Origin of the sequence: Streptomyces sp. NEAU-YJ-81 (assembly GCF_017592595.1) — a bacterium.
Classification (GTDB): Bacteria; Actinomycetota; Actinomycetes; order Streptomycetales; family Streptomycetaceae; genus Streptomyces; species Streptomyces hygroscopicus_B.
Genome location: NZ_JAGFNO010000015.1, coordinates 56,548 through 79,845, shown reverse-complemented (window position 1 = coordinate 79,845; position 23,298 = coordinate 56,548). Strand labels below are relative to the sequence as shown.

Here is a 23,298-nt window from a genome sequence, read left to right as displayed (position 1 = left end):
CATTCCGCCACTCAGCGCATCGCTACCCTCACTCAGCGCGGTACGACGGTGCGCCCCTCGCGGCGGGAGCGGTCGGCGGCCTCCAGGACGGCGACGACCTCGCGGCCGAACCGGACGTCGCAGGGGTCGGCCGCGCCGCCATTACGGGCACCGCTCAGCAGCCGGTCGACGGCCGTGGCGAAGGCCGCCACCGCGGTGGTCCCGGCGTCGGGGACCACGGCAATCCCGCGCTCGCCGTAGAAGTCGCAGGAGAATCCCTGGGCGGCGGGCCGGGCGTCCAGGGTGAGCGCGAGCGTGCCGATGGCGCCGGAGTGGTGGCGCAGCAGCACATGCGCGGCGCCGCGCGGCCCGTCCAGGGCCGTGACCTCGGCCACCGGGCCGAGGACCGGGAGCAGGACGGACAGGGAGTGCGGACCGACGTCCCACAGTCCGCCGCGCTCGCGCCGCCAGTGGGATCCGCCGTAGTGGCCGCCGGGCTGGAAGATCGAGGCGAAGGCGGTGGCACGGCCGCCGTCCCAGCCACCGGCCGCCGCGGTCTCCTGGAGGAAGGTCTCGACGGGAGCCGCGAAGCGGTTGGTGAAGAACACCACCGAGGCCAGTGCGCGCTCGTCCACGGCGCGCACGATCCGGTCGGCCTCCTCGGTGTCGAAGGCCAGCGGCTTGTCCAGCAGCAGATGGCGCCCGGCCAGCGCGGCCCGCTCGGCGAGGCCGCTTTGGATGTCCGGCGGGAGGGCGATGGCCACGGCGTCCACATCGGCGATCAGCGCGTCGGCGTCCGGGTGGGCGCGGGTGCCCCAGCGGTCCGCCAGCGCCTGTGCCTTCGCCGGGTCGCGGCCCCAGATCCCGGCCAGTTCGGCCACCGGGTGCGCGGCGAGCGCCGCCGCGTGGGTCTCGGCCGCCCAGTGTCCGGTGCCCAGCAGTCCGAACCGCACTGTCCGTCCCCCTCCGCGCGAAGTCCCGGGGCCTTCCCCGGAGTCGGCCGCGATCCTACGCCCCGTGCGGCCCGGCCGCTTCGGCCGACGGCGGTACACCCCTCCCCCGCTTGGCCGCGGGCGGATGCCGGTGGGCGGGGGCGGTGCCAGGGTGAGGCCATGGCCGGCCACGGTGCGGGTGACGGCCGAAGCCCACCCTCACCGCTGGAGGAACCCGTGGCCCGTGGCTCGTCCCGCTCCCCTTCCCGTGCGCTCCGGCGGCGCGCCACGGTCCGGGCCGCGGCGGTCCTGCTGCTGTGCGGTGCCGCGGTACCGTCCTGCGCCTCCACCAGCGAGCACCGGCCCGACCGGGCGAAGTCGGCGTCGGCGCGGCAGAGCGCGCTGGAGGCGGCCGCCGCCGCGAAGGCCGCGGCGAAGAAGAAGGCCGCACTGGCCCGGCTGCTGCCGGGGATGCCGCCCCCGCTGGACCCCCATGACCTCTACGCGGCCGACCGGCCGGGGAAGCTGGCCCGGGCGGTGAAGGACTTTCCGTCGCGGGTGTACGTGCCCAATACGCTCTCGGACACGGTGAGCGTCATCGATCCGAAGAAGTTCAAGGTCGTCCGCACCATCCAGGTGGGCCATCAGCCGCAGCACGTGGTCCCCTCGTGGGACCTGAAGACGCTGTGGGTCAACAACGACCTGGGCAACACCCTCACCCCCATCGACCCCGGCAGCGGCCGGGTCGGCCGCCCGGTGGACGTCCACGACCCGTACAACCTCTACTTCACCCCGGACGGAAAGTACGCCGTGGTGATGGCCTCCATGGACCGGGCGCTGGTCTTCCGGGACGCGCACACGATGAAGGTGGTCAAGTCGGTGCCGGTGGACTGCTATGGCGTCAACCACGCCGACTTCTCGCCGGACGGGCGCTACTTCATCGTCTCGTGCGAGTTCTCCGGTGAGCTGCTGAAGGTGGACACGGCGAAGAAGAAGGTGGTCGCCAAGCAGCGGCTGCCGATCGCCGGGGCCATGCCGCAGGACGTCAAGATCTCGCCCAACGGCAAGACGTGGTACATCGCCGACATGGTGGCGAACGGCCTGTGGGTGCTCAACGGCGACACCTTCGGCAAGCCGCGGCTGCTGCCCACCGGTAAAGGCACGCACGGCCTCTACGTCAGCCGCGACTCCCGTTCGATGTACGTCTCCAACCGCGGCGAGGGCACCATCTCGGTGCTGTCCTTCAAGACCGGCAAGCTGGTGCAGCGGTGGCGGCTCCCCGGCGGCGGCAGCCCCGACATGGGCGGGGTGTCCAGCGACGGCAAGGTGCTGTGGCTCTCGGGCCGCTACAACGCCGAGGTCTACGCGATCGACACCCGCAACGGCCGGCTGCGCGCCCGGATCCCGGTCGGCGGCGGTCCGCACGGGCTGGCGGTCTACCCCCAGCCCGGCCGCTACTCCCTCGGCCACACCGGAATCTTCCGCTGAGGCGGCCATCTCGCAGGCGCCCTGGGCGGCTGTGAGGCTCTGCACAGCCATCTGCATAGGCTGCCTATATAGAGGCATGATATAAATCTAGATGTGGAATACACACAGCAGTCCGGCCCCCGGGAACACGACGTCCCCGCGACCCGTGAGCAGGTCGCGGAGGCGCTGGAACAGCTGGCGTTCCTCGCGGTGCGCCATCTGACCAACCGGGACATCAGCTTCACCGCGGCCTCGACCCTCGGCCGGCTCAGCCGGGAGGGGCCGTCCCGGCTGACGGCCCTGGCCGCCGACGAGGGTGTCACCCAGCCCTCGATGACCCAGCTGATCCAGCGGCTGGAGCGGCAGGGTCTGGTGACCCGGGTCGACGATCCGCACGACGGGCGGGTGGTGCTGGTGGCGATCACCGACGCCGGGCGGGAGCTGCTCGCCGAGCGGCGCCGCGGCCGTACGAACCGGCTCGCCGAACTGCTGGCCACCCTCTCCCCCGAGGACCAACAGGCACTCGCCACCGCCGTCCACGCCGCCGCCCCCGCCTTCCAGCGGCTGGTCGACAACGCGGCACGGGCGCGGAAGGCCCCGGGGAGTACCGCTTCCTGATCAACCGGCACCCTGCCGCGCCACGGCATTGCCATGTCGTCACGGCTGGGCCCCTGAACGACGGAGCATCCTTTGTCCGCTCATCCCAGCGCCCCCAACCCCTTCAAGCAGCCGAAGGCCGTATGGGCGGTCGCCTTCGCCTGCGTGATCTCCTTCATGGGCATCGGCCTCGTGGATCCGATCCTGCCCTCCCTCTCCTCCCAGCTGCATGCCACGCCGAGTCAGGTGTCGCTGCTGTTCACCAGCTATCTGGTGGTGACCGCCGTCGCCATGCTGGTCACCGGGTTCGTCTCCAGCCGCATCGGCGCCAAGCGCACCCTGGTGGCCGGTCTGGTGCTCATCGTGCTCTTCAGCGCGGCGGCCGGGGCGTCCGGCAGCATCGACGGCATTGTCGGCTTCCGCGCCGGATGGGGCCTGGGCAACGCCCTGTTCATCGCCACCTCGCTCGCCGTCATCGTCGGCTCGGCCAGCGGTGGCTTCGCGGGCGCGATCATCCTCTACGAGACCGCCCTGGGCATCGGCATCGCGATCGGGCCGCTGCTGGGCGGTGAGCTCGGCGGGATCAGCTGGCGCGGGCCGTTCTTCGGCGTGTCGGCCCTGATGGCCATCGCCCTGATCGCGACCATCGTGCTGGTCCAGCCCACCCCGACCCCGGCGCGCCGGGCCTCGATCGCCGACCCGATCAAGGCGCTGCGCCACCGCGGACTGCTCACCATGGGGCTGACCGCGCTCTGCTACAACTGGGGCTTCTTCACCGTGCTGGGCTACGCGCCGTTCCCGATGGACCTGGGCACCCACGAGCTCGGCTATGTCTTCACCGGCTGGGGTCTGCTCGTCGCCTTCTTCTCGGTCTTCGGCGCCCCGTGGCTGCAGGCGCGGCTCGGCATAGCCCGCTCCCTGTATCTGAACCTGGCGCTGTTCGCGCTCGACATCCTCGTCATCGGCCTGTTCACCGACTCCAAGACGACGCTGATCGTGGCGGTGATCGTGGCCGGTGCCTTCATCGGGATCAACAACACCATCACCACCCAGGCGGTGATGACCGTCGCCCCCGTGGAGCGGCCCGTCGCCTCCGCCTCCTACGGTTTCGTCCGCTTCATCGGCGGCGGTCTGGCCCCGTACGCCGCGGGCAAGATCGCCGAGCACAGCGGGGTGCATCTGCCCTTCTACATCGGGGCCGCGGCGGTCGCGCTGGGCATCGGCGTCCTGGCCACCGGGCATTCGCTGCTCGCCGAAGCCGAGCGGGTCCAGGCGGCGGAGGCGGCCGGACACATCCCGGCCGAGGAGCGGCGGGAGACGCTGGAGAAGCAGGCGCTGGCCGAGGAGTTCGGCTCGGCCGGCTGACGCGAGCGACGGGCCCGGCACGATGCGCGGGGCAGGTATGGACCAATTGGGGTGGCTCCAGTACGGTGCGCCCACCATCGAACGGGGGCCTTCCCAAGGAGTGGCATGGCTTCCTTACGGTCCACCCAGCGCATCGCCGGGCTCCGGTTCGCCGTACCCGCGGCCGTGGCGGTCGCGGGTCTCGCGTTCGCCTGGCCCGCGGACGCCGCGTCCATCTGGGACGGCGACGCCTCCGGCGGCACCAAGATCTACGGCCTGCTGAACTGCGACTCCCCCGGCAGCGTCACCGCCGTCTCGGACACCCAGCGGGGCAAGATCTGGAAGTACGACAAGCCGAGCGGCAGCAATCGCTGCGAAAGCCATGGCATCGCGGTGGGCGGCTCGAAATACGCCTTCCAGAACGGCGGGACCTACTGGTTCGGCTGGTCGAGCAAGCTCTCCAGCACGGTCGACAACAACGCCACGTTCCAGTGGAAGTCCTACGGGGATCACATCCAGAACTGGCCGGTGGTCCTGAAGACGCTCGGCGGCCGGACCACGATGATCCAGCGGCAGCCCGGCAATCAGGTCTTCACCATCTGGTCGACCCCGGCCTCGGCGAACACCTGGAACCACTACACCATCGGGCTGCATCTGTCCGACGAGACCAAGGGCGGCTGGGTCGAGCTCTGGGTCAACGGTCAGCAGCAGAAGTTCAGCGACGGCACCACCCGGTGGGCCTGCCGCACCTTCGACAGCAGCAACGACCCCAAGTGGGGGGTGTACGGGGCCGAGAACAGCCGGGTGGTCAACTACATCGACGACCTCAAGGCCGGCACCACACGCGGTGACGTCGACTGACCGCCGAAGCCCCCGCCCGAGCCCCCGCCGGTCCGTTTCCCCCTCAGATCCGCCAGGAGCGGATGCGGCCGGCCGCGTCGAACACATCGGCCTTGCTGGAGAGGATGTCGCGGACCAGGTCGATCAGCGCACCGTACGGCGGGTCGATGCCCTCGCCCGAGGCGTGCATATAGGCGACCGCGGTCGCGGAGGCGAACCGCGCGTTGCTCGCCGGGAGCGGTCTGAGCAGCGCGATGGTGTGCAGCAGGGCCGCGGCCCGCCACGCCGGGTCGGGATCGACGCCCAGGCGCGGCGGGTCCACTCGGTGGCGGGCGACGGCGGCGACCAGACCCGAGAAGTCCGAGATGGCCGGCTGTTCCGGCATGACCTCCTCATGGCGCTGGAGCAGCCAGGGGACGTCGATGTGCAGCAGCGGGGCCATGGTCAGGCGGCCTGCCCGGGATGGCGGTGCTCATCGTCGGGGAACGCGTCCGCGAAGGCGTCCGCGTTGTCCGCGAAGAACCGCCGGAAGACCTCGGCACCCTCCTGCAGAGCGCGGTGCCGCGCGATGTCGGCCACGGTCGCCTCCCGGACGAGGGCCTTCATCGTCGTACCGCGTTCCTTGGCGATCTGGCGGAGGTCCTCAAGTTCCCGATCGCTGAATTCCACGTTGAGTGCTGACATGCGGGACACCCTACTCACCAGGTACCCCGTCAGCAATCGCCCCAGCTCAGATGATGTTTTTGTAGGTACTTGACAAGGCTTTCCGCCACTACGGGAGGCTGCGGCCGGGGACCGGCCCGCCCTCGGGACCCAGCCGGACAAATGGTTCACGCACCTCACGGCCCGTCAGGCTCCGGTAGGCGGCGGGGCGGCGGAAGGCGTCCCCCCAGGTCTCCCGGCGCCGGTAGTCGCGCAGCGCGTCGAGGTCGAAGACCGCCGGATAGACCCCCTCGGCCTCGCCCGCCTCGACCACCAGGGTGTCCCGCGACCGCCCGCCGGCGAAGGCGATGCCGTCGTGGGCGACGGAGTGGCCCCAGCCGGGACCGGCGTAGTTGGCCATGGCCATACCGGTCATGTTCTCCCCCGCGCGGGAGCGGAACTGGGAGAGCCGGTTGATCTCCAGCTCGCAGGCGTTCGGGGTGAGGACAATCTCGGCTCCGGCGAGCATCAGGGCGCGGGCGCTCTCCGGGAACTCGCGGTCGTAGCAGATCATCGCCCCAGTCATCACCTCGCCCACCGCCGTGTCCAGGGCGCACACCTCGAACCCCTCCCCCGGGGTCAGGGCGGCCTCGGGCAGGTCGAAGACGCAGGTGTGCACCTTGGCGTAGGTCAGGACCAGGCGGCCATGCCGGTCGATGAGGGACAAGGTGTTGCGCGGCGCTCCGTCCCAGCGCTCCAGATAGGTGAGCGCGATGGCCATCTCCAGCTCGGCGGCCAGCTCACGGAAGCGGGTGACGAAGGGCGAGTCGCGGGTGATCGGCTCGCCGAGCCAGTCGGCCCGGGGCCGCGGCGCCGCCGATGCCTCGTCCCACAGCGACGGATGGCGGTAGCGATCGCCGCGGGCGAAGCCGTCCGGGACGGAGCAGCTGTAGCCGTTGCTCCACATCTCGGGGAAGAGCGCGATGTCGGCGCCCATGGCCCCGGCCCGGCGGCAGGCCGCCTCGCCGAGGGCGAGGTTCACGGACAACTCGGGCCCGGGCGGCGCGAGTTGGAGCAGGGCGACGGTGAGGGTGGTCATGGCGGATGCCTCCTTCGATATCTGATGACGTGCGGACGGTGCGAAGGAGGTGTCCCGGCGGGCCCCGGGGGCGGGGCGGGTGTCACAGCATGCCGCCACGCTACCCGCGGGCGCGGGGAGTTGACGAGGGGGCGGGAGGCCGTCGCCCCCGGATCCCGGCGGCGGGAAGCGGGTAGAGCTGCCCGTACGGCGTGATCGCCGGAAGGGACCGATCAAGCAGAACAAGGGGAATGGGGTATGCGGTGAGGATCGAGTCGGCCGAGGTCGTCATCACCAGTCCGGGGCGCAATTTCGTCACCCTGCGCATCGTCACCGAGGACGGGGTCACGGGCCTGGGGGACGCCACGCTCAACGGCCGTGAGCTGGCCGTCGCCTCGTATCTGCGGGACCACGTGGTGCCGCTGCTGCTCGACCGGGACGCCTCGCGCATCGAGGACACCTGGCAGTATCTGTACCGCGGGGCGTACTGGCGGCGGGGTCCGGTGACCATGGCCGCCATCGCGGCCGTCGACACGGCGCTGTGGGACATCAAGGCCAAGGCCGCCGGGATGCCGCTGTACCAGCTGCTGGGCGGGGCCTCGCGCAGCGGGGCGCTGGCCTACGGACACGCTTCCGGCCGGGACGTCCCCGAGCTGCTCGACTCCATCCGCGCCCATCTGGCGCAGGGCTATCGCGCGATCCGCGTGCAGACCGGCATCCCGGGGCTGTCCTCGGTCTACGGGGTGGCCTCCTCCAGCGCGGGCGGCGGGGAGCGCTACGACTACGAACCCGCGCGCCGGGGGTCGGGGCCCCGGGTGCTGCCCGCCGAGGAGAGCTGGGACACCCGGGCCTATCTGCGCCATGTGCCGACGGTGTTCGACGCCGTACGGCAGGAGTTCGGCCCGGAGCTGCCGCTGCTGCACGACGGCCACCACCGGATGACACCCATCCAGGCGGCCCGGCTCGGCAAGGCGCTGGAACCCTACGACCTGTTCTGGCTGGAGGACGCCACACCCGGCGAGGACCAGACGGCGCTGCGGCTCATCCGGCAGCACACCACCACCCCGCTGGCCATCGGCGAGGTCTTCAACCACGTCCACGACTACACCACTCTGCTGAGCGAGCGGCTGATCGACTATGTGCGCTCGGCGGTGACCCACACCGGCGGGGTCACCGCCATGCGCAAACTGCTGGACCTGGCCGCGGTCTACGGGGTCAAGTCCGGAATACACGGCCCGACCGACATCTCGCCCGTGGGCATGGCCGCGGCGCTCCATCTGGATCTGGCCATCCACAACTTCGGCATACAGGAGTACATGCCGCACACCGCCGACACCCTGGAGGTCTTCCGCACCTCCTTCCGCTTCGAGGACGGGCTGCTGCACCCGTCCGACACCCCGGGCCTGGGCGTCGAGCTGGACACCGAGGCCGCCGGGAGGTTCCCGTACCAGCCCGCCTATCTGCCGGTGAACCGGCTGGCGGACGGCACGGTGCACGACTGGTGAGCGGGGGTACGGTGAGCGTCGCAGCAGGAGAGAAGAGGGAGCATGGAGCAGCGTGAGTTCGGCCGGCTCGGCCGGAAGGTCTCGGTCGTGGGCCTGGGAACCTGGCAGCTGGGCGCGGACTGGGGCGAGGTCGGCGAGCAGGACGCCCTGGCCGTGCTGGACGCGGCCGTCGAAGCGGGCGTGACGTTCTTCGACACCGCCGATGTGTACGGGGACGGGCGCAGCGAGCAGCTCATCGGGCGGTATCTGCGGGAGCGTCCGGACGCCGGGATCTTCGTGGCGACCAAGATGGGGCGGCGGCTGCCGCAGCTCGAGGAGAACTACACGCTGGACAACTTCCGCGCGTGGACCGACCGTTCGCGGGCCAATCTGGGGGTGGACACCCTGGATCTGGTGCAGCTCCACTGCCCGCCGTCCCCGGTGCACTCCTCGGCGGCGGTCTTCGACGCGCTGGACACGCTGGTGGCGGAGGAGCGCGTGGCGGCGTACGGGGTGAGCGTCGAGACGTGTGCGGAGGCGCTGGCGGCGATCGCGCGGCCGGGGACGGCGAGCGTGCAGATCATCCTCAACCCGTTCCGGCTCAAGCCGCTGGAGGAGGTGGTGCCGGCGGCGCGGGAGGCCGGTGTGGGGATCATCGCGCGGGTGCCGCTGGCGTCCGGTCTGCTGTCGGGGAAGTACACCAGGGACACCGTCTTCGCCGAGAACGACCACCGCACCTTCAACCGGCACGGCGAGGCGTTCGACCAGGGCGAGACGTTCTCGGGCGTGGGCTTCGAGGAGGGTCTCGAGGCGGCGGTGGAGTTCGCGGAGCTGGCGCCGCAGGGGGCCACCCCCGCGCAGACCGCGCTGCGGTGGATCGTCCAGCAGCCGGGCGTGACCTCGGTCATCCCGGGGGCGCGTTCGCCCGAGCAGGCTCGGGCGAACGCGGACGCGGCGGGGCTGCCCCCGCTGCCGGGCGCCACGCTGGACGCCGTCGGCGACCTGTACGACCGGCGGCTCCGGGCCCGGGTACACCCTCGCTGGTAGGGGCTCAGAAGCCTGCGTCCGCCGCCCACCCGTCAAGTTCGCGCTGGGCGGCGGCGCGCAGCTCCGCCGAGGGGGCGGCGGTGCCGTCGGCGATCAGCGCGTAGTGCACGGCGCCGGTGCCCGCGTCGGCCGGGGCGGAGAGCACCAGCCGGCGCGTGTCGGTGCCGCCGGGCTCCGCGGCGGTGGCGATGAGGTGGTCGGCGGTGTGGCCGTGCGCGGTGTACGCGGGCGGCCCGGTGACGGTGCCCAGATCGGAGACGACGGTGGTCCGGGCGGGGTCGAAGTCGCGGGGCAGCCGCAGTTCGGTGGGCGCTTCGGTGTCGCCGTCGGAGCGCCACACCAGCATGCCGTAGCGCCCGGAGCCGGTCAGCTCGGCCACGTTCGGCAGGCTGCTGGGGACGCGGTTCCAGCTGAGCGTGGTGGAGCCGTCGCGTGAGCGGTCCTCGAAGGTGAAGGCGAGGGTGCGGCCCGCGACGGCGCGCGGATAGATCCGGTCGAGCAGCCGTGCGTCCTGGCGCAGCCCGGCGTTGCCGGAGTCGTCGAGGCGGACGGCCGAGAGGTCCTCGCCGTTCCAGGCGTCGCCCTCGGTGAGGACCTTGCCGGTGTTGCCGTTCATGGCCTCGTGGTGGCGGCCGCTGTAGATGTCCCACTGCCACTGGGTGGAGGAGAGCACGGCGCCGGACGCGGCCGGCCGGGTCCACCAGGTGGCGCCGGGGAGCCGGGAGTCCAGTGCCTGGTACATGCCCTTGACGACGGTGGGGGCCTTGTCGGAGGTGAAGCCGGTCAGCGGATGGCCGAACTCGCTCATGACGGCCGGAAGGTCCAGGGCGGTGGAACGGTCGCGCAGGGCGCCGAAGTCGCCCGCGTACTGGCCGTCGGCCGCCTTGCCGGGCATGAAGACGCCGGAGATGGCCTTCTGGTCGTAGTAGTGGGTGTTGAAGACGTAGTCGGGGCCGGGCTTTCCGGCGTCGAGGAGTCCGCCCTCCTGGCGCTGGAAGTCAAGGTTGGAGTTCCAGAACATATTGGGCTCCACGAAGGCGGGCTTGTCCTGCCAGCCGGCGGCGTCCATGCGGGCGCGGAATTTCTCGTAGAAGGGCCACAGCACGCTCTTCTCCCAGGTGCGGCTGTTCTGGCCGTCGTCGTACGCGCCCGCGTACGGCTCGTTGAGCGGGTCGAAGCCGACGACGCGGGTGAACTGGTCGTCGGTGAAGTGCCGGGCGAGGTAGGTCATGGTCGTCTCGGCGGTGGCCAGGAAGGCGTCCTGGACGCGGACGGTGCCCGCGCCGGTGGTCAGGGCGCGGTTGCGCCAGAAGTCGCGGGTGGCGTTCATGACCGCCTGGTTCTGGGTGATGTTCTGGCCCCAGTGGACGCAGATGCCGCAGGACTCCTTGGGGTATCCGCCCGCGTCGATGACCCATTTCGGCGCGCCGTCGCCGCTGTACCAGCTGTCCTTGTCGAAGAGATGGCCGGAGTACAGGTCCTGGTGGAAGTCGGGGAAGACCCGGATTCCGGCGTCCAGGAACGCCTTCATCTGCGCGGTGGCCTTCTCCAGATAGGCGGTGTCCACCTGGCCGGGCTCGGGCTCGGCGTGGGCCCAGGACAGCAGGAAGCGCACCGCGTTGGCTCCGGTCAGGTTCCGCATGGCGGCGGCGGATGTCCTGGCGTCGGCGGTGGTGGCGAACGGGAGCCCGCCGTTCTCCTCCAGTTTGGTCTCGCCGGACACGTTGAAGCCGCGCAGCACGACCTCGCGGCCGTGTCCGTCGGCGAACCGGGTGCCGTCCACGGTCACCTGGTCCGCCGCCCGGCCGTCGAACCAGGGCGCCTCGGCCGCGGCCGCCGGAGTGCCCGGGGCCGCGGCCGCCGCCAGCAGCAGAACGGCCACCCCGAGCAACCGGGTGCGACCCGGTCGGGGGCGGCCGATCCGTATCCCTCGCGTCTCATGAGTCGGCATGGACCTACCGTCCAGTAGATCTGAGGGATCGTCAACTACTTGCGCACAGACCGGAGTTCGGCCCTTTGGCGATGCGGCTACCGCCGGAATCCGGCTACTGCTGGAATCCCGCGCCCAGGGCCGCACCGGCCTCCGGCGCCCCGAGGGAGTCGGGCCCGAAGGACACGACGCCGCCCGTGGTGAGGCCGCCGGACTGGCCGCGCAGCACCCATGCCGCACCGCTGGTGGACTGGGCGCCGTCCTCGTCGGGGGCGCCCACCGCCAGGTCGTCCTTGCCGTCGCCGTCGGTGTCGCCGAGCCGGACCGCCATGCCGAAGTGGTCGCCCGCCTCGGCGGCGCCGGGGACACCGGCGGTGTCCTGGGTGAACGCCTGGGCTCCGGTGCCGGACAGCCCGCCCCGGCCGCCGTAGAGCTGGACGACGCTGCCCGCTTCCTTCTGGCCGGCTTCCAGGGCCTCGTACGGGATGCCGACGGCGATGTCCGCGTAGCCGTCGCCGTTGACGTCGCCGGAGCTGAGCGAGTAGCCGAACTGGTCGCCGTCCTCGTTGACGCCGGGGACGCCCGCGGTGTTCTGGTCGATGGTCGTGGTGCGGGTGGTGCTCGGCCCCGACGCGGTGCCGTAGAGGACCTTCAGGGTGCCGTGGTCGTACGGCAGGTCCTCGACGACGTTCCCCGGAACCGTGCGCAGCACCAGATCGCCGTGGCCGTCCTTGTCGACGTCGCCGATGGTCGCGGAGGCGGCGTCGGTGAGGTCCGTGACCTTCGGCGACAGGCCCTTGTCATCCCCCTTGAAGAACAGGCTGGACTCGGACATCTCCTCGAAGGCGTGGGTGGAGACGAGGTCGTCCTTGCCGTCGCCGGTGATGTCGCCCGCGGTCAGACTGGTCGGCCCGTCGAACCTGCCGGTGTCGGAGAAGGAGCTGCCCGCGTCCTTGCCGTCGCGGGTGAACGGGCCGAGACGGACGCGCAGGCCGGTCTTCTCGTCCTCCGAGCCCTCGTCGACGGTGACCACATCGACCAGATCGCCCTTGCCGTCGCCGTTGAAGTCACCGCCCACGATGTCGCTGGAGCCCCAGTGGTCGCCGTTGCCGGCGGGCAGCTGGGTGCCACCGGTCAGGCCGTTCGCCGAACCCCACAGGACCGTGATGGCCGGGGAGTCACCGGCCTGGACCGCCAGATCGGTGTAGCCGTCGCCGTCCAGGTCGCGGGCGACCGAATGCGCCCCGAAGTACGCCGACGCGGTGGGGTCACCGGGGACGCCCTCGGTGGCCTGGCTGATGACCTGGCGGTGGGCGGTGTCCGCACCGGAGGCGGAGCCGTAGACCACGGCGACGTAGCCCGCCTTGGCCTTGCCGTCCACCGTGCCGGCGGGGGCGGAGACCGCGAGGTCGGCGCGTCCGTCCTTGTTGAAGTCGACCTTGGGGGCGGCGGCCGCGGCGGTGCGGGCCTCGGCGGCGCCCGCCGAGGGCAGGGCGAGTAAAGCGGGGGTGGTCACAAGTGCCGCCACTGTCGCGCAGCGCACGACGGTGGTGAGGGAACGGGAGCGCACAGATCCTCCTGCTCGTTGATGAGCGTTTACCTCAAGTACACCCACCAGGACCCGTGACGCCGCCTCAGGGTTGCACGGCCGTTTCCAGGGATTTCCCTAGTCCGCCTCGTCCACATAGCGGAGCACGCCCATCATGTGCGTGCCGTCGACCTCTTCCGCGGGTGCCGCCACGCACTCGGTCAGCCGCTTGGTGAGAGTGTCGGCGTCGATCCCGGTGCCGATCATCACCAGCTGGGTGGTGCGGGGCTCATCGCGCTCCCAGGGCGACGGCTGGAAGCGGAGATACGAGCCCACCGCGTGCAGGGTGAACTTCCGCTCCCGGCCCGCGCCCGCGAAGTGGAGGAACCCCTTGGCGCGGTAGAGGCCCGCCGGGAGGCTGTCGAGGAACGCCATCAGCCGACGCGGATGGAGCGGCTCGGCCGCGGTGAATTCCATGCTTTCGTAGGCGGCGTGGAGGTGGTGGCCGTGGTCATGGCCGTCACTGCACACGTCCTCGCCGCACTCTTCGTCGGCACGCACGTCGTCGCCCCACACATCGGCGAACGAGAGCTGCCGGAAGCCTTCCTCGGCGGTCTCACGGGGCCGGTGGTCGAAGAGGAGCGCGGGGTCGACACGCCCGTGTGCGGCGGCCAGGACCGGTGCACCGGGGGCGATCTCCTGGATGGTCTCCACAAGATCCCGCCGCTCGTCCTCGGCGACGCGATCGGTCTTGTTGAGCACGATCAGGTCCGCGGCGCGGACATGGCGGTCGAGCTCGGGGTGGCGGACGTGGGTGTCCGGGAACTCCACGGCGTCCACGACCTCCACCAGGCCGCCGTAGACGATCCGCTCATTGGTGCTGGACAGCAGCGTACGGATCATGCTCTGCGGTTCGGCGAGGCCGCTGGCCTCGATCACCACGACATCGATGCGCAGCTCCGGATCGGTGAGCCGCTCAAGCATCTCGTCCATCTCGGAGGCGTCCGCCGCGCAGCACAGACAGCCGTTCTCGATCGGGATCATCGAATCGACCTGTCCGGCGACGGCCATGGCGTCGATGTTGATGGATCCGAAGTCATTGACGATGACGCCGATGCGGGTGTCGACGCTGTCCCGCATCAGATGGTTGAGCATCGTCGTTTTCCCGGAGCCCAGAAAACCCGTGACGAGAATGACCGGAATCCGTTGTGTGGCCAAGGTTGCGTCTCCGTGCGGCGGTTCGTGGCGGTCTCGGGTGACCGCTCATGCTATCCGTCCGCGGGCCGGGCCGATCCCCGGCCCGCGGACGTCAGCGAACCGCGTCAGGGAATCTCGATGCCCGCTTCGGCCGAGAGGCGGTCGATCTCGGCCAGCTCGGCGTCACTGAAGGCGGGCGAGTCCAGCACCGAGACGTTCTGCTCCAGCTGGGCGACGCTGCTCGCGCCGATCAGCACCGAGACCACCCGGGGATCGCGCAGCACCCACGCGAGCGCCAGCTGGGCGAGGGTCTGGCCGCGTCCCTCCGCGAGCTTGTTGAGGGCGTGCAGCAGGGACAGCCGCTCCTCGGTGAGCGCGTCGCGCTTGAGGAAGTGGCCGAGCGCCATGCGGGAATCGGCCGGCACCCCGTGGAGATACCGGTCGGTGAGCTGTCCCTGCGCCAGCGGCGAGAAGGCGATGACCCCGACGCCCGCCTCGGCGGACGCCTGGAGCACCCCGCCCTCGACCCCACGCTGGAGGATCGAGTACGGATACTGGTTGATCAGGTACGGGGTGCGCAGATCCTTCAGGATCGCGGCGGCCTCGGCGATCGCCTCCGGCGGGTAGTTGGACACGCCCGCGTAGAGCGCCTTGCCCTGGCGCACCGCGCTGTCCAGGGCACCCATCGTCTCCTCGAGCGGGGTGTCCGGGTCAAAGCGGTGGGAGTAGAAGACATCGACGTAGTCCAGCCCCATCCGGGACAGCGACTGGTCGAGGCTGGCCAGGACGTACTTGCGCGAGCCCCACTCGCCGTACGGCCCCGGCCACATGAGGTGTCCGGCCTTGCTGGCGATGAAGAGTTCATCGCGATAGGGGCGGAAGTCCTGGGCGAAGATCGAGCCGAAGTTGGTCTCGGCGCTACCGGGCGGCGGACCGTAGTTGTTGGCCAGATCGATGTGGGTGACACCGAGGTCGAAGGCTCGGCGCAGCACAGCGCGCTGGGTCTCCAGGGGGTGGGTGTCGCCGAAGTTGTGCCACAGGCCGAGCGAGACCTTCGGGAGCAGCACACCGCTGCGCCCGCAGCGCTGGTACTGCATGGAGTCGTAACGGTTCTCGGCGGCGAGGTGGACCATGCGCGTCGTCCTTGTCCGTACGGTGCGGTTGGGAGCGGGCAGGCCGTGGGGACGACCCGCCCGCCTGAGCTTGTCAGCTTTGGGCCAAAGTGGCGACCTCATTCCCGCTGAGTGTTCTGCCGTATACGCGGAAGTCGTCGAACGCGGCCTTGAGGTACGGGTCCGGGTACTGCGACTTGCCGAGGTAGCCGGCCCGGATGTGGTTGCCGAAGTGGACGGGCTCGACGGTGATGGCGGTGTTGCGTCCCACCTCGCGCCCGCCGACATAGAGGACCGCGGTGCCGGTGCCGTAGGCAACGGCGACATGGACCCACCGGCCGGTGGGCAGCGGGGCGGCCTCGATGCGCTGCTCGGCTCCGCCACCGCCCGCGGTGATGGCGAAGCGCAGCTTCCCGGAGTCGGCGACGGGGGTGAGAAACATATTGGCGGTCACCCCGGTGCCGATGTCGAAGATCCGGGTCCAGGCGGCGGGGGTGCCGTCCAGCCGGACCCAGGTGGCCAAGGTGTACGCCCGGGCGCCGGCCAGGAGGTCGTCGGCGAGGACGACATGCCCGTCCGTGCCGTTCAGGGCGACCGCGCCGCCGGTCCTGCCCGCCGTCCAGGAGGCGCCGCCGGTGAGCCGGGCGGCCTTGCCGCGGCCGGTGGCGTCGGCGGCGGCGGTGCCGGAGGTCTCGTCGAAGCGGTGCCAGGCGGCGAAGGCGGGCGGCGGGGAGGGCGGCTGCCCGGTCAGCCAGTACACGTTGTAGTACTGGTGGTGGACTCGGGCGACCGGCAGCAGGGTCACGCTCTCACCACTGGCCGTGGCGCTGAACCGCATGGGGCTGGTGGCGCTCTGGGCCACGGATCCCTTGTCCAGACGTGGCATGGTCATTCCGGTGCGGCCGCCGTACACCCCGGCGAGCACGACGGGCCCGTAGAGCACGGCCTGGACGTCGGGGTCGTCGGGGGTGGGGTCGAACGTCAGCTTCATCGGCAGGGTCACCTCGACCCGGTCGCCGGTCTTCCACTGACGGTCGATGATCAGCCGGCTTCCGGGTTCCGGCCGGTCGGCGAGGGTGGTGCCGTTGAGCGTGGCGCGGGCTCCCGCCGCCCAGGAGGGGATGCGGACGCGCAGTTCGAGGGAGGCGCCGCCGGAGGCGACGGTGAGGGTGGTGGTCTGCTGGTCGGGGAAGCCGGTGGTCTGGCGCCAGGTGATGCCCTTGTCCTGCCAGCGCAGCTCGGAGGGGATGAAGAGGTTCACCAGCAGGCTGCGGTCGGCGTAGGTGTAGATGGTGTCGGCGAACTTGGCCTGGGTCTCCATGCCGCTGCCGTGGTCGCAGGAGAAGTTGTCGTAGTCGGTGGAGTACTGATTGGGGTCGGTGCCCATGAAGGACGGCTGCTGTTTGAAGGAGCCGGGGGCGAGACCGGTGTAGTAGATGTTGAAGCCGTGGGCCGAGTCCGGGTCCTGCTCCCCCAGCATCTGGTTGAGCAGGGTGCGCTCGTAGTAGTCGAGCAGATCCGTGCGCTCCGGCGCGTGGAAGTGGATCAGCCGGGTGAGCTTGAGCATGTTGTAGCTGTTGCAGTTCTCGCAAGCGTTGTTGGAGAGCTGGGCGGCGATGGCGTCGGGCTCGTGGAACGCCTCCCCGTTGCTGTTCCCGCCGATGACATAGGTATGGTGATCGGTGACGATCTTCCAGAAGTTCTCGCCGATGGTGCGGTAGCGGCTGTCGAGCCCCTCCTCCCACAGCCGCATGGCGCCGACCATCTTGGGGATCTGGGTGTTGGCGTGCAGCCCGGCGAGCCGGTCCTCGTTCCGGGCGAGCGGGTCGAAGACGCGGGCGTGGGTGAAGCGCTCGGCGACCTTCAGCCAGCGGCTGTCGCCGGTGATCTCGTGCAGATCGGCGAGCACGTCGTTCATGCCGCCGAACTCGGTCTGCAGCACCCGCTGCATCTGGTCGTAGCTCAGCTTCCCGGTGCGGGTGTCGACCCAGGCGGCCTGGCGCAGCACGGTCTGAAGGGCCTCGGCGTCGCCCGCGAGCCGGTACTGGTCGACGAGCCCGGCCATGATCTTGTGAATGGTGTAGTACGGGGCCCACACCCCGGTACCGGCCTCCAGCCGGTCGAAGAAGCTCTCGGGGAACGCCGAGAGATAGCCCTGGCCGTAGCCGGCGGCCGGGGACCTGGCCTGGCAGGCGGCGAGCGCCGAGACCAGTGCGCGGCCCTTGTCGCGCAGCGCGGTGTCGCCGGTGCCGGCGTAGCTGAGGGCCAGTCCGGACAGGAGGTGGCCGGTGCTGTGGCCGCGCAGTTCCGTGGTGGGGCTCTCCCAGCCGCCGCAGGGCTGGGCGGCGCTGGACAGGCCGACGTTGAGGCGGAAGGTGTGCAGCAGCCGGTCGATGTCCACGAAGCGCAGATAGGCGCTGTTGCGGGACTGGTTGTCCTTGAAGGCGCCGGGGAGCAGGGTCACGGCGGTGAGCGGAAAGGGGCGGACGCCGGTCAGCGCTTTGGGCTTGCCGTGGGTCACGGCCGGGGTGGCGCCAGGGGACGCCGCCACGGCGGTGCCCCCGGCCGCGACGGTGAGCGCCACGGCCGCGGCCCCGGTGGCGGTGGTAGTGATGAAGTGCCGTCTGTCGACTGGTTCGCTCATGACTGCCCTCACTGAGGTTCGAAATTACGAACAATGTCCGACATCATGTGCACCGCGAAGGTACCGGCCCTCCTGGGGAAGTCAACAGCCCTCAGGCTCCGGCGTGCGGGTGCGGTCAGCCGCGCTGCCACTGCTGGTTGGCGCCGCCGGTGCAGCTCCACTGAAGGAGCGCGGCCTTGTCCGCCATGGACTCGTCGGCGACGTCCAGGCACTTCCCGCTGGAGCGGGCGGTGAACCGGACGTAGCCGTCACCGGTGTCGGTGGCCCGCCACTGCTGGTTGGTCCCCGTGCCGCAGGCCGACTGGACCACGGCCGCGCCGTCGGCGGTGGAGCCGCCAGCCACCGTCAGGCACTGGGAGCTGTGCCGGGCGACGAGCTGGACCTGGCCGCCACCCGCGTCCTTGGCCCAGAAGAGCTGATTGCCACCGCCGTTGCAGGTGTACTGCACGACCGCGGTGCCATCGGTCTGCGAGGCGGAGGTGATGTCGGCGCATTTGCCGCTGTGCCGGGCCCTCAGCGTGGCGTACGGACCGCCGGAGCCACCCACCGTGCCCGCCGCCGTGTCGATGGTGAGCTGCGGATACCAGTCCATGGTCAGGGTGGTGGCGGTGGGGAAGGCCAGCGGCAGCCAGACGTAGCGCGAGTCGTTGACCGTGCCGCCGAAGGAGTTCCCCCAGCGGTCGCCCAGGTAGAGGTAGGAGGTGGCGCTGCTGCCCTGCACGGGCAGGACGTACGCGGTCTGCGAGCCGTAGGCGGTGGCATCGCCGACGTCGCGCATTCCGCTCCAGGGGCCCGCCAGGCTGGTGGCGGTGGCGTACTGCTGCTGGTTGGGGTTCCAGCCGGTGGCGCCGGAGGTCAGCATGAAGTACACGTTCCCGCGCTTGAAGAGCGCCGGTGCCTCGCGGTGGCCGCCGGGCCAGGGGTTGGCCACCAGGCTCGCCACACCGGTGTAGTCGTCGGTCAGCCGGTAGATATGCAGGTCGTAGTTGTCCCGGGCGGCCGAGACCATGTAGCCGGTGCCGTCGCTGTCCTGGAAGAGGGTGATGTCACGGGACATGTGCTGGTCCAGCGGGCGGAAGCTGCCCCGCCAGGTGTAGTCGCCGTCGATGGTGGCGGAGGTGGCGACGGCCGCGCGCGCCTGACTGTAGTCGCTGCCGTTCTCCTTGTGCATCCACATCACGTACCGCTTGGTGCGCTCGTTGTAGAGCACCTTGGGCCGCTCGATGTTGGCCGATGCCAGCTCGGGATCGGTGGCCTGGGTGAGGACATGGCGGCGGAACTCCCAGGTCTTCAGGTCCGTGGAGCGGTAGGCGGAGACATAGCGGAAGGTGTTGTCGGCGTTGCGGTTCTCACCGAACCAGTAGTAGTAGGCGCCGGACTTGATGACTCCCCCGCCGTGGGCATGCACCGCCTCGCCCGCGGTGGTGGTGAACTGGGTGCCGTTGGCGACGGTGACGGGGGCGGCCTGCGCCGCGCCGGCCCCCGCCAGTGGGGCCAGGAGCCCGAGGACGGCGGCCACGACGAGGATCCACAGACGGGTCCACGGGCGCCCGCGCATCACACGGTCTCCTTGAGGACGGTGAAGTGGCGGGCGAATCCGGTGAGCCCGGGCAGCTCCCGGATCGGGGTCCAGGTCCGGAAGCCGTCGAGGCTGTCGCTGTAGTAGTACTTCTGCTCGGTGTAGCCGTCGAAGTAGATCCGCCAGCCGCCGTTGTCCAGGCGCGCCAGCGCCGGTCCCTCGCGCCAGCTTCCCCAGCCCGCCCAGTCGCCGGTGCCGCGGAAGGTGTACGGCCCGCCCAGGCTGTTCGCCGTCGCGTGCTCGATGTACTTGGTCGTCTCCTGCTTGGTGAAGGCGTGGTACTGCCCGGCGTGGCGGACGACGAAGGTGTCGATGTAGTTGGACGTGTCCAGGCCCCGCAGTGGTGTGGGGGTGGTCCATGACGACAGCGACGCGTCGGTGGCGGTGAGCAGATGCGGCCGGAAGATGTAGTCGGGTGTGGAGGCGGTGTCCAGCGAGACGATGATGTTGACGCTGCCGCCGTCGTCCACGAAGAACTCCGGCGCCCAGGTGCGCTCAAGACCGGACACCGGCAGGGTGTGATTGCGGACGAAGGTCCAGGTGAGGCGGTCGCGGCTGCGCGCGAATCCGATGGTGTTCCCGGTCCAGTTGGTCGTGTAGACGATGTAGTAGTAGCCGTCGGTGTGCTTGATGACGCTGGGGTCGCGGATGAGCCCGGACGGCGGGGTGTAGGCAGGACCCTTGAGCAGCGTGTACGTGGTCGCGTCGGACGACTGGTAGACGTACATGTTCGACTCGCTGCTGTTGGTGAACGCCGTCATGGTGTAGCGGGTGGCGGCCGTGGTGTCCCGTGCGGGCGCGTCGGCCACGGGCACACCGAAGTCCGGGGTGCCGTCGGCCTTCCAGCCGAGGGCCTGGACGCGGGTGTGCCGGTTGGGGTCGTTCAGCGGGTCGCCGGTGATGTCCTTGTACTGGCGGGCGTGGTAGACGAGGAGGTCGGTGCGGCCGTCCTCGGCGACGGTGAAGGAGTTGTGGCCGGGCCCGTACTGCTTGGTGGTGTCATTGCTGGTGAAGACCGGCTGCGGGCTCTTCTTCCAGGACACGGCGGCGAGCAGGTCGCTGCCGGCGGAGGCGGTGAGCAGCCCCATGCAGTAGTTGGCGTCGGTGGCGCTGGCGGAGTAGGTGAGGAAGACACGGCCGTTCCGCTGCAGGACGGAAGGGCCCTCATTGACCTTGAAGCCACGGGTCTCCCAGTCGTATGTCGGCCGGGAGATCTCCACCTGGGGCCCGGTGATGCTCCACGGGCTCGCCATCCGGGCGAGGTAGATGCTCGAGTTGTTGCCGACGTCCGGGTTGCTCTGCGCCCAGACGAGATAGCGGGTGCCCTGGTGGGTGAAGGTGGAGGCGTCCAGGGAGAAGGAGTCGATGGGCGTGACGATGCGGCCCTTCTCGGTCCAGGTCCCGGCGAGGGGGTTGGCGCTCGCGTTCTCCAGCACCCACATCCGGATCTTCCAGACGTCGTTCGCCGGCGCCGAGGCGAAGTAGATGTACCACTTGCCGTCGATGAAGTGGATTTCCGGGGCCCATATGTGGGCGCCCATGTCGCCGCTGGTGTGCTTCTTCCAGATCACCGACTCGGCGGCGGTGGCCAGGCCGCCGATGGTCCTGGAGCGCCGCAGGACGATGCGGTCGTACTCGGGGACGGTGGCCGTGAAGTAGTAGTAGCCGTCGGTGTGCTTGACGATATGCGGATCGGCGCGGCGGCGCACCAGCGGATTGGCGTACGAGGCGGCCTTGGCGGCGGCCCGCGGCACGGTGGGGGTGGCGGCCTGCGCGATACCGGGTGTTCCGGCCACCGCCCCCAGGGCCAGGGCGCCCATCACCACGTGCCTGCGGCTGGGCTGATGTTCTGCGCTGCGGCTCATGCGGTTCTCTCCTGCTCTGGCTGGTGATGCGCCTGGGGTCGGACGGGCGTGATGCCGGCCTGCGTCGGGCGGATCCGCTGGATGGTGCCGTCGGGGTTGAACCGCATCCGGTCGATGGCGACTTCGCGATGGGTACCGTCGCCGCCCGGACGGGCGAAGCGGTGGTAGACGATGTACCACTCGTCGCGGCCGGGGACCTGGATGACGGAGTTGTGGCCGGTGCCGAGGATCTGATCGCCGGTGTCCTTGGACAGGACCGGGTTGCCCGCCGCCTTGGTGAAGGGGCCGAGCGGTGAGTCGGAGACTCCATAGGACACGCGGTAGTCGGGACTGCGGGTGTCGTCCTCCGACCACATCGCGTAGTAGCGGCCCGCGCGCTTGAAGACGGTCGGCGCCTCGTTGTAGCCGGGCGGGGTGATCTTCACCGGCTGGGTGGCGAAGGAGACCATGTCGTCGTTCAGCCTGGCCGCCTCGAAGGCGCCCTGCCCGAAGTAGAGATAGGGGGTGCCGTCGTCGTCGATGAAGGCGTCCGGGTCGATCGACTGGTGGCCGAACTGTCCCTTGGCGACGAGCGGTTTGCCGAGCGCGTCGGTGAACGGTCCCCGCGGGCTGTCGGACTTGGCGACACCGATGGACTGGCAGGCGCTGAAGTACATCCAGTAGGTGTCGCCCTTCCTGACCATCGAGGGGGCCCAGGCGTTCTCGTGGCACCAGGAGACATCGGCGAGGTCTAGGGCGGGGCCGTGGTCGGTCCAGTGCACGAGGTCGGGTGAGGAGAAGCCGTTGAAGCGGGTGCCGCTCCAGCCGGGGTGGCCGTCCTCGGTGGGATAGATCCAGTACCGGCCCTCGGCGTACATCACATCGGGGTCGGCGTGGTAGCCGGGCAGGGCGGGGTTGGCATCGCCGGGCCGCACGGTGGCGGTCTCCCGGATGACGGTGCCGTGGCGCACGACACCCGACAGGCCGGGCAGCTCCTGTTTGGGTGTCCAGTGCTCCAGGTCCGTGCTGTCGCTGTAGTAGTACTTCTTGACGGTGTAGCCGTCCATGAACATGCGATAGCCGCCGCCGGGGAGGGCGACGATGGTCTGGCCCTCCAGCAGGCTGCCCCATCCCGCCCAGTCGCCCTTGCCGGTGAAGCGGTACGGACCGGTGATGCGGTCGGCGACGGCGTGCTCGATGAGTTCGCCCGTGGCGTTCTTGGTGAACGCGTGGTAGGTGGCGCCCTTGCGGACCACGAAGGTGTCGATGTAGCCGTTGTAGTCGCTTTCGCTCGGGGAGATGCCCGCGAGCGGCTGGGGCTCGCTCCACCGGGTGAGCGTGTCGTCGAGCGCGGTGAGGACGTGGGGCTGGAAGTGCCGGTAGGCGGTGGGGCCGGTGGACAGCGAGACGACGATGCGGACCTTGCCGTCGGGCGCGTCGGTGAAGAACTCCGGTGCCCAGGTGTTGTTGGCGGCCATGCCGTGGTCGATGTCGGCGAGATGGGTCCAGGTGCGGCGGTCGTCGCTGACGGCGAGGCCGAAGGTGGTGCCGGTCCATCCGGTGGTGTAGGCGACGTAGTAGCGGCCGCCGCGGTGGATGACGCTGGGGTCGCGGACGAGACCGGAGGGCGGGGTGTACGCCTTGTCCTGGACCGACCAGAAGTCACGCGCGTCGTCGGACCCGTAGACGTACATATTGCTCTCGCTGCTGTTCGTGAAGGCGGTGAACAGATAGCGCGAGACCGTGGTGGACTGCCGCACAGCGCGTCCGCTCCCCTCGCTCCGGTCGTGCTCAGCGGCGTGCACACGGCTCGCGGTGAGGGGGACCACGAGAGCGAGGGCGGCCAGCAGCGCGAGCAGCGCTGCCGGCGCTCTCCAGGGTCGGGTGGCATGCGGGGGCATCAGAGGGCTCCTGCGATCCGAAGTGATCGAATTTGTTCGGAGATTAAGGGTTCTGATGACTTCCGACAGCCCCTGGAGAGGGTGCGAAAGTTTCGAAAACCGTGGAGCCCTGGAAGACGCGCGATGGGGTGATGTGGGTGAGGCGAGCGGATC

18 protein-coding genes are annotated in these 23,298 nt (G+C 70.3%); 6 read left to right on the top strand and 12 right to left on the bottom strand.

Translation table 11 applies throughout. The features are described from left to right. Positions 1-32: 32 nt before the first annotated feature. On the bottom strand, positions 33-932 hold the full coding sequence (locus tag J5X86_RS28225) for a Gfo/Idh/MocA family protein (RefSeq protein WP_208519527.1): 900 nt from the start codon (positions 930-932) through the stop codon (positions 33-35). A gap of 216 nt (positions 933-1,148) precedes the next feature. Here J5X86_RS28225 and J5X86_RS28220 point away from each other — a divergent pair, with 216 nt between their 5' ends. The 4 genes from J5X86_RS28220 to J5X86_RS28205 all read left to right on the top strand — a co-directional run bounded on the left by J5X86_RS28220 (position 1,149) and on the right by J5X86_RS28205 (position 5,180). Then, on the top strand, positions 1,149-2,399 hold the full coding sequence (locus J5X86_RS28220; RefSeq protein ID WP_208519526.1) for a beta-propeller fold lactonase family protein: 1,251 nt from the start codon (positions 1,149-1,151) through the stop codon (positions 2,397-2,399). Positions 2,400-2,492: 93 nt separating this feature from the next. Further along, on the top strand, positions 2,493-2,996 hold the full coding sequence (locus J5X86_RS28215) for a MarR family winged helix-turn-helix transcriptional regulator (RefSeq protein ID WP_208519525.1): 504 nt from the start codon (positions 2,493-2,495) through the stop codon (positions 2,994-2,996). A 72-nt stretch (positions 2,997-3,068) separates the two neighbouring features. Further along, positions 3,069-4,340, top strand: coding sequence for an MFS transporter (locus J5X86_RS28210; protein ID WP_208519524.1), 1,272 nt, complete (start codon positions 3,069-3,071; stop codon positions 4,338-4,340). Positions 4,341-4,445: 105 nt separating this feature from the next. Further along, positions 4,446-5,180 carry a heparin lyase I family protein gene (locus J5X86_RS28205; protein ID WP_208519523.1) on the top strand — a complete coding sequence of 245 codons (735 nt, stop codon included), beginning with the start codon at positions 4,446-4,448 and terminating at the stop codon, positions 5,178-5,180. A 43-nt stretch (positions 5,181-5,223) separates the two neighbouring features. Here the strand turns inward: J5X86_RS28205 and J5X86_RS28200 are convergent, their stop codons facing one another. From J5X86_RS28200 to J5X86_RS28190, 3 genes are all read right to left on the bottom strand, one after another. Continuing rightward, positions 5,224-5,601, bottom strand: coding sequence for a toxin Doc (locus J5X86_RS28200; protein ID WP_078646242.1), 378 nt, complete (start codon positions 5,599-5,601; stop codon positions 5,224-5,226). A 2-nt stretch (positions 5,602-5,603) separates the two neighbouring features. Beyond that, positions 5,604-5,843 (bottom strand): hypothetical protein, encoded by a 240-nt coding sequence (locus J5X86_RS28195; RefSeq protein WP_014057435.1) that lies wholly within the window; start codon positions 5,841-5,843, stop codon positions 5,604-5,606. 88 nt (positions 5,844-5,931) lie between these two features. Then, a complete protein-coding gene (locus tag J5X86_RS28190) occupies positions 5,932-6,900 on the bottom strand; it encodes a carbon-nitrogen hydrolase family protein (protein WP_208519522.1) in 969 nt (322 codons plus the stop codon). A 242-nt stretch (positions 6,901-7,142) separates the two neighbouring features. Here J5X86_RS28190 and manD point away from each other — a divergent pair, with 242 nt between their 5' ends. Together manD and J5X86_RS28180 are read left to right on the top strand one after the other, a co-directional pair. Further along, positions 7,143-8,384 (top strand): D-mannonate dehydratase ManD, encoded by a 1,242-nt coding sequence (gene manD, locus J5X86_RS28185; protein ID WP_208519521.1) that lies wholly within the window; start codon positions 7,143-7,145, stop codon positions 8,382-8,384. A gap of 42 nt (positions 8,385-8,426) precedes the next feature. Beyond that, positions 8,427-9,410: an aldo/keto reductase gene (locus J5X86_RS28180; protein WP_208519520.1), complete on the top strand. Its 984-nt coding sequence runs from the start codon at positions 8,427-8,429 to the stop codon at positions 9,408-9,410. 4 nt (positions 9,411-9,414) lie between these two features. On the opposite strand, the gene J5X86_RS28175 is transcribed toward J5X86_RS28180, so the two are convergent. The 8 genes from J5X86_RS28175 to J5X86_RS28140 all read right to left on the bottom strand — a co-directional run bounded on the left by J5X86_RS28175 (position 9,415) and on the right by J5X86_RS28140 (position 23,145). Then, a complete protein-coding gene (locus tag J5X86_RS28175) occupies positions 9,415-11,361 on the bottom strand; it encodes a cellulase family glycosylhydrolase (RefSeq protein ID WP_208519519.1) in 1,947 nt (648 codons plus the stop codon). A gap of 94 nt (positions 11,362-11,455) precedes the next feature. Further along, entirely contained in the window at positions 11,456-12,910 is a 1,455-nt protein-coding gene (locus J5X86_RS28170) for an FG-GAP and VCBS repeat-containing protein (protein WP_208519518.1), read from the bottom strand. 96 nt (positions 12,911-13,006) lie between these two features. After that, positions 13,007-14,086, bottom strand: a complete 1,080-nt coding sequence (locus J5X86_RS28165; RefSeq protein ID WP_208519517.1) for a GTP-binding protein — start codon at positions 14,084-14,086, stop codon at positions 13,007-13,009. Between the two features lie 104 nt (positions 14,087-14,190). Further along, positions 14,191-15,198 carry an aldo/keto reductase gene (locus J5X86_RS28160; RefSeq protein WP_078646236.1) on the bottom strand — a complete coding sequence of 336 codons (1,008 nt, stop codon included), beginning with the start codon at positions 15,196-15,198 and terminating at the stop codon, positions 14,191-14,193. A gap of 73 nt (positions 15,199-15,271) precedes the next feature. Then, a complete protein-coding gene (locus J5X86_RS28155; RefSeq protein ID WP_208519516.1) occupies positions 15,272-17,821 on the bottom strand; it encodes a beta-L-arabinofuranosidase domain-containing protein in 2,550 nt (849 codons plus the stop codon). 115 nt (positions 17,822-17,936) lie between these two features. Then, positions 17,937-19,379 carry an RICIN domain-containing protein gene (locus tag J5X86_RS28150; RefSeq protein ID WP_208519515.1) on the bottom strand — a complete coding sequence of 481 codons (1,443 nt, stop codon included), beginning with the start codon at positions 19,377-19,379 and terminating at the stop codon, positions 17,937-17,939. Then, the gene (locus J5X86_RS52555; protein ID WP_208519514.1) at positions 19,379-21,265 is read right to left on the bottom strand and encodes a family 43 glycosylhydrolase; all 1,887 of its coding nucleotides are present in this window, start codon (positions 21,263-21,265) and stop codon (positions 19,379-19,381) included. Before J5X86_RS52555 ends, J5X86_RS28150 begins: the two co-directional genes overlap by 1 nt. Beyond that, a complete protein-coding gene (locus J5X86_RS28140; RefSeq protein ID WP_208519513.1) occupies positions 21,262-23,145 on the bottom strand; it encodes a family 43 glycosylhydrolase in 1,884 nt (627 codons plus the stop codon). Before J5X86_RS28140 ends, J5X86_RS52555 begins: the two co-directional genes overlap by 4 nt. Between the last annotated feature and the right edge of the window lie 153 nt (positions 23,146-23,298).

What these genes read in the sequence shown, in the direction of transcription:
- J5X86_RS28205 (WP_208519523.1), top strand. Translation starts at nt 4,446, where the DNA reads ATGGCTTCCTTACGGTCCACCCAGCGCATCGCCGGGCTCCGGTTCGCC.
- J5X86_RS28200 (WP_078646242.1), bottom strand. Translation starts at nt 5,601, where the DNA reads ATGGCCCCGCTGCTGCACATCGACGTCCCCTGGCTGCTCCAGCGCCAT.
- J5X86_RS28195 (WP_014057435.1), bottom strand. Translation starts at nt 5,843, where the DNA reads ATGTCAGCACTCAACGTGGAATTCAGCGATCGGGAACTTGAGGACCTC.
- J5X86_RS28190 (WP_208519522.1), bottom strand. Translation starts at nt 6,900, where the DNA reads ATGACCACCCTCACCGTCGCCCTGCTCCAACTCGCGCCGCCCGGGCCC.
- J5X86_RS28180 (WP_208519520.1), top strand. Translation starts at nt 8,427, where the DNA reads ATGGAGCAGCGTGAGTTCGGCCGGCTCGGCCGGAAGGTCTCGGTCGTG.
- J5X86_RS28175 (WP_208519519.1), bottom strand. Translation starts at nt 11,361, where the DNA reads ATGCCGACTCATGAGACGCGAGGGATACGGATCGGCCGCCCCCGACCG.
- J5X86_RS28160 (WP_078646236.1), bottom strand. Translation starts at nt 15,198, where the DNA reads ATGGTCCACCTCGCCGCCGAGAACCGTTACGACTCCATGCAGTACCAG.
- J5X86_RS28155 (WP_208519516.1), bottom strand. Translation starts at nt 17,821, where the DNA reads ATGAGCGAACCAGTCGACAGACGGCACTTCATCACTACCACCGCCACC.
- J5X86_RS28150 (WP_208519515.1), bottom strand. Translation starts at nt 19,379, where the DNA reads ATGCGCGGGCGCCCGTGGACCCGTCTGTGGATCCTCGTCGTGGCCGCC.
- J5X86_RS52555 (WP_208519514.1), bottom strand. Translation starts at nt 21,265, where the DNA reads ATGAGCCGCAGCGCAGAACATCAGCCCAGCCGCAGGCACGTGGTGATG.
- J5X86_RS28140 (WP_208519513.1), bottom strand. Translation starts at nt 23,145, where the DNA reads ATGCCCCCGCATGCCACCCGACCCTGGAGAGCGCCGGCAGCGCTGCTC.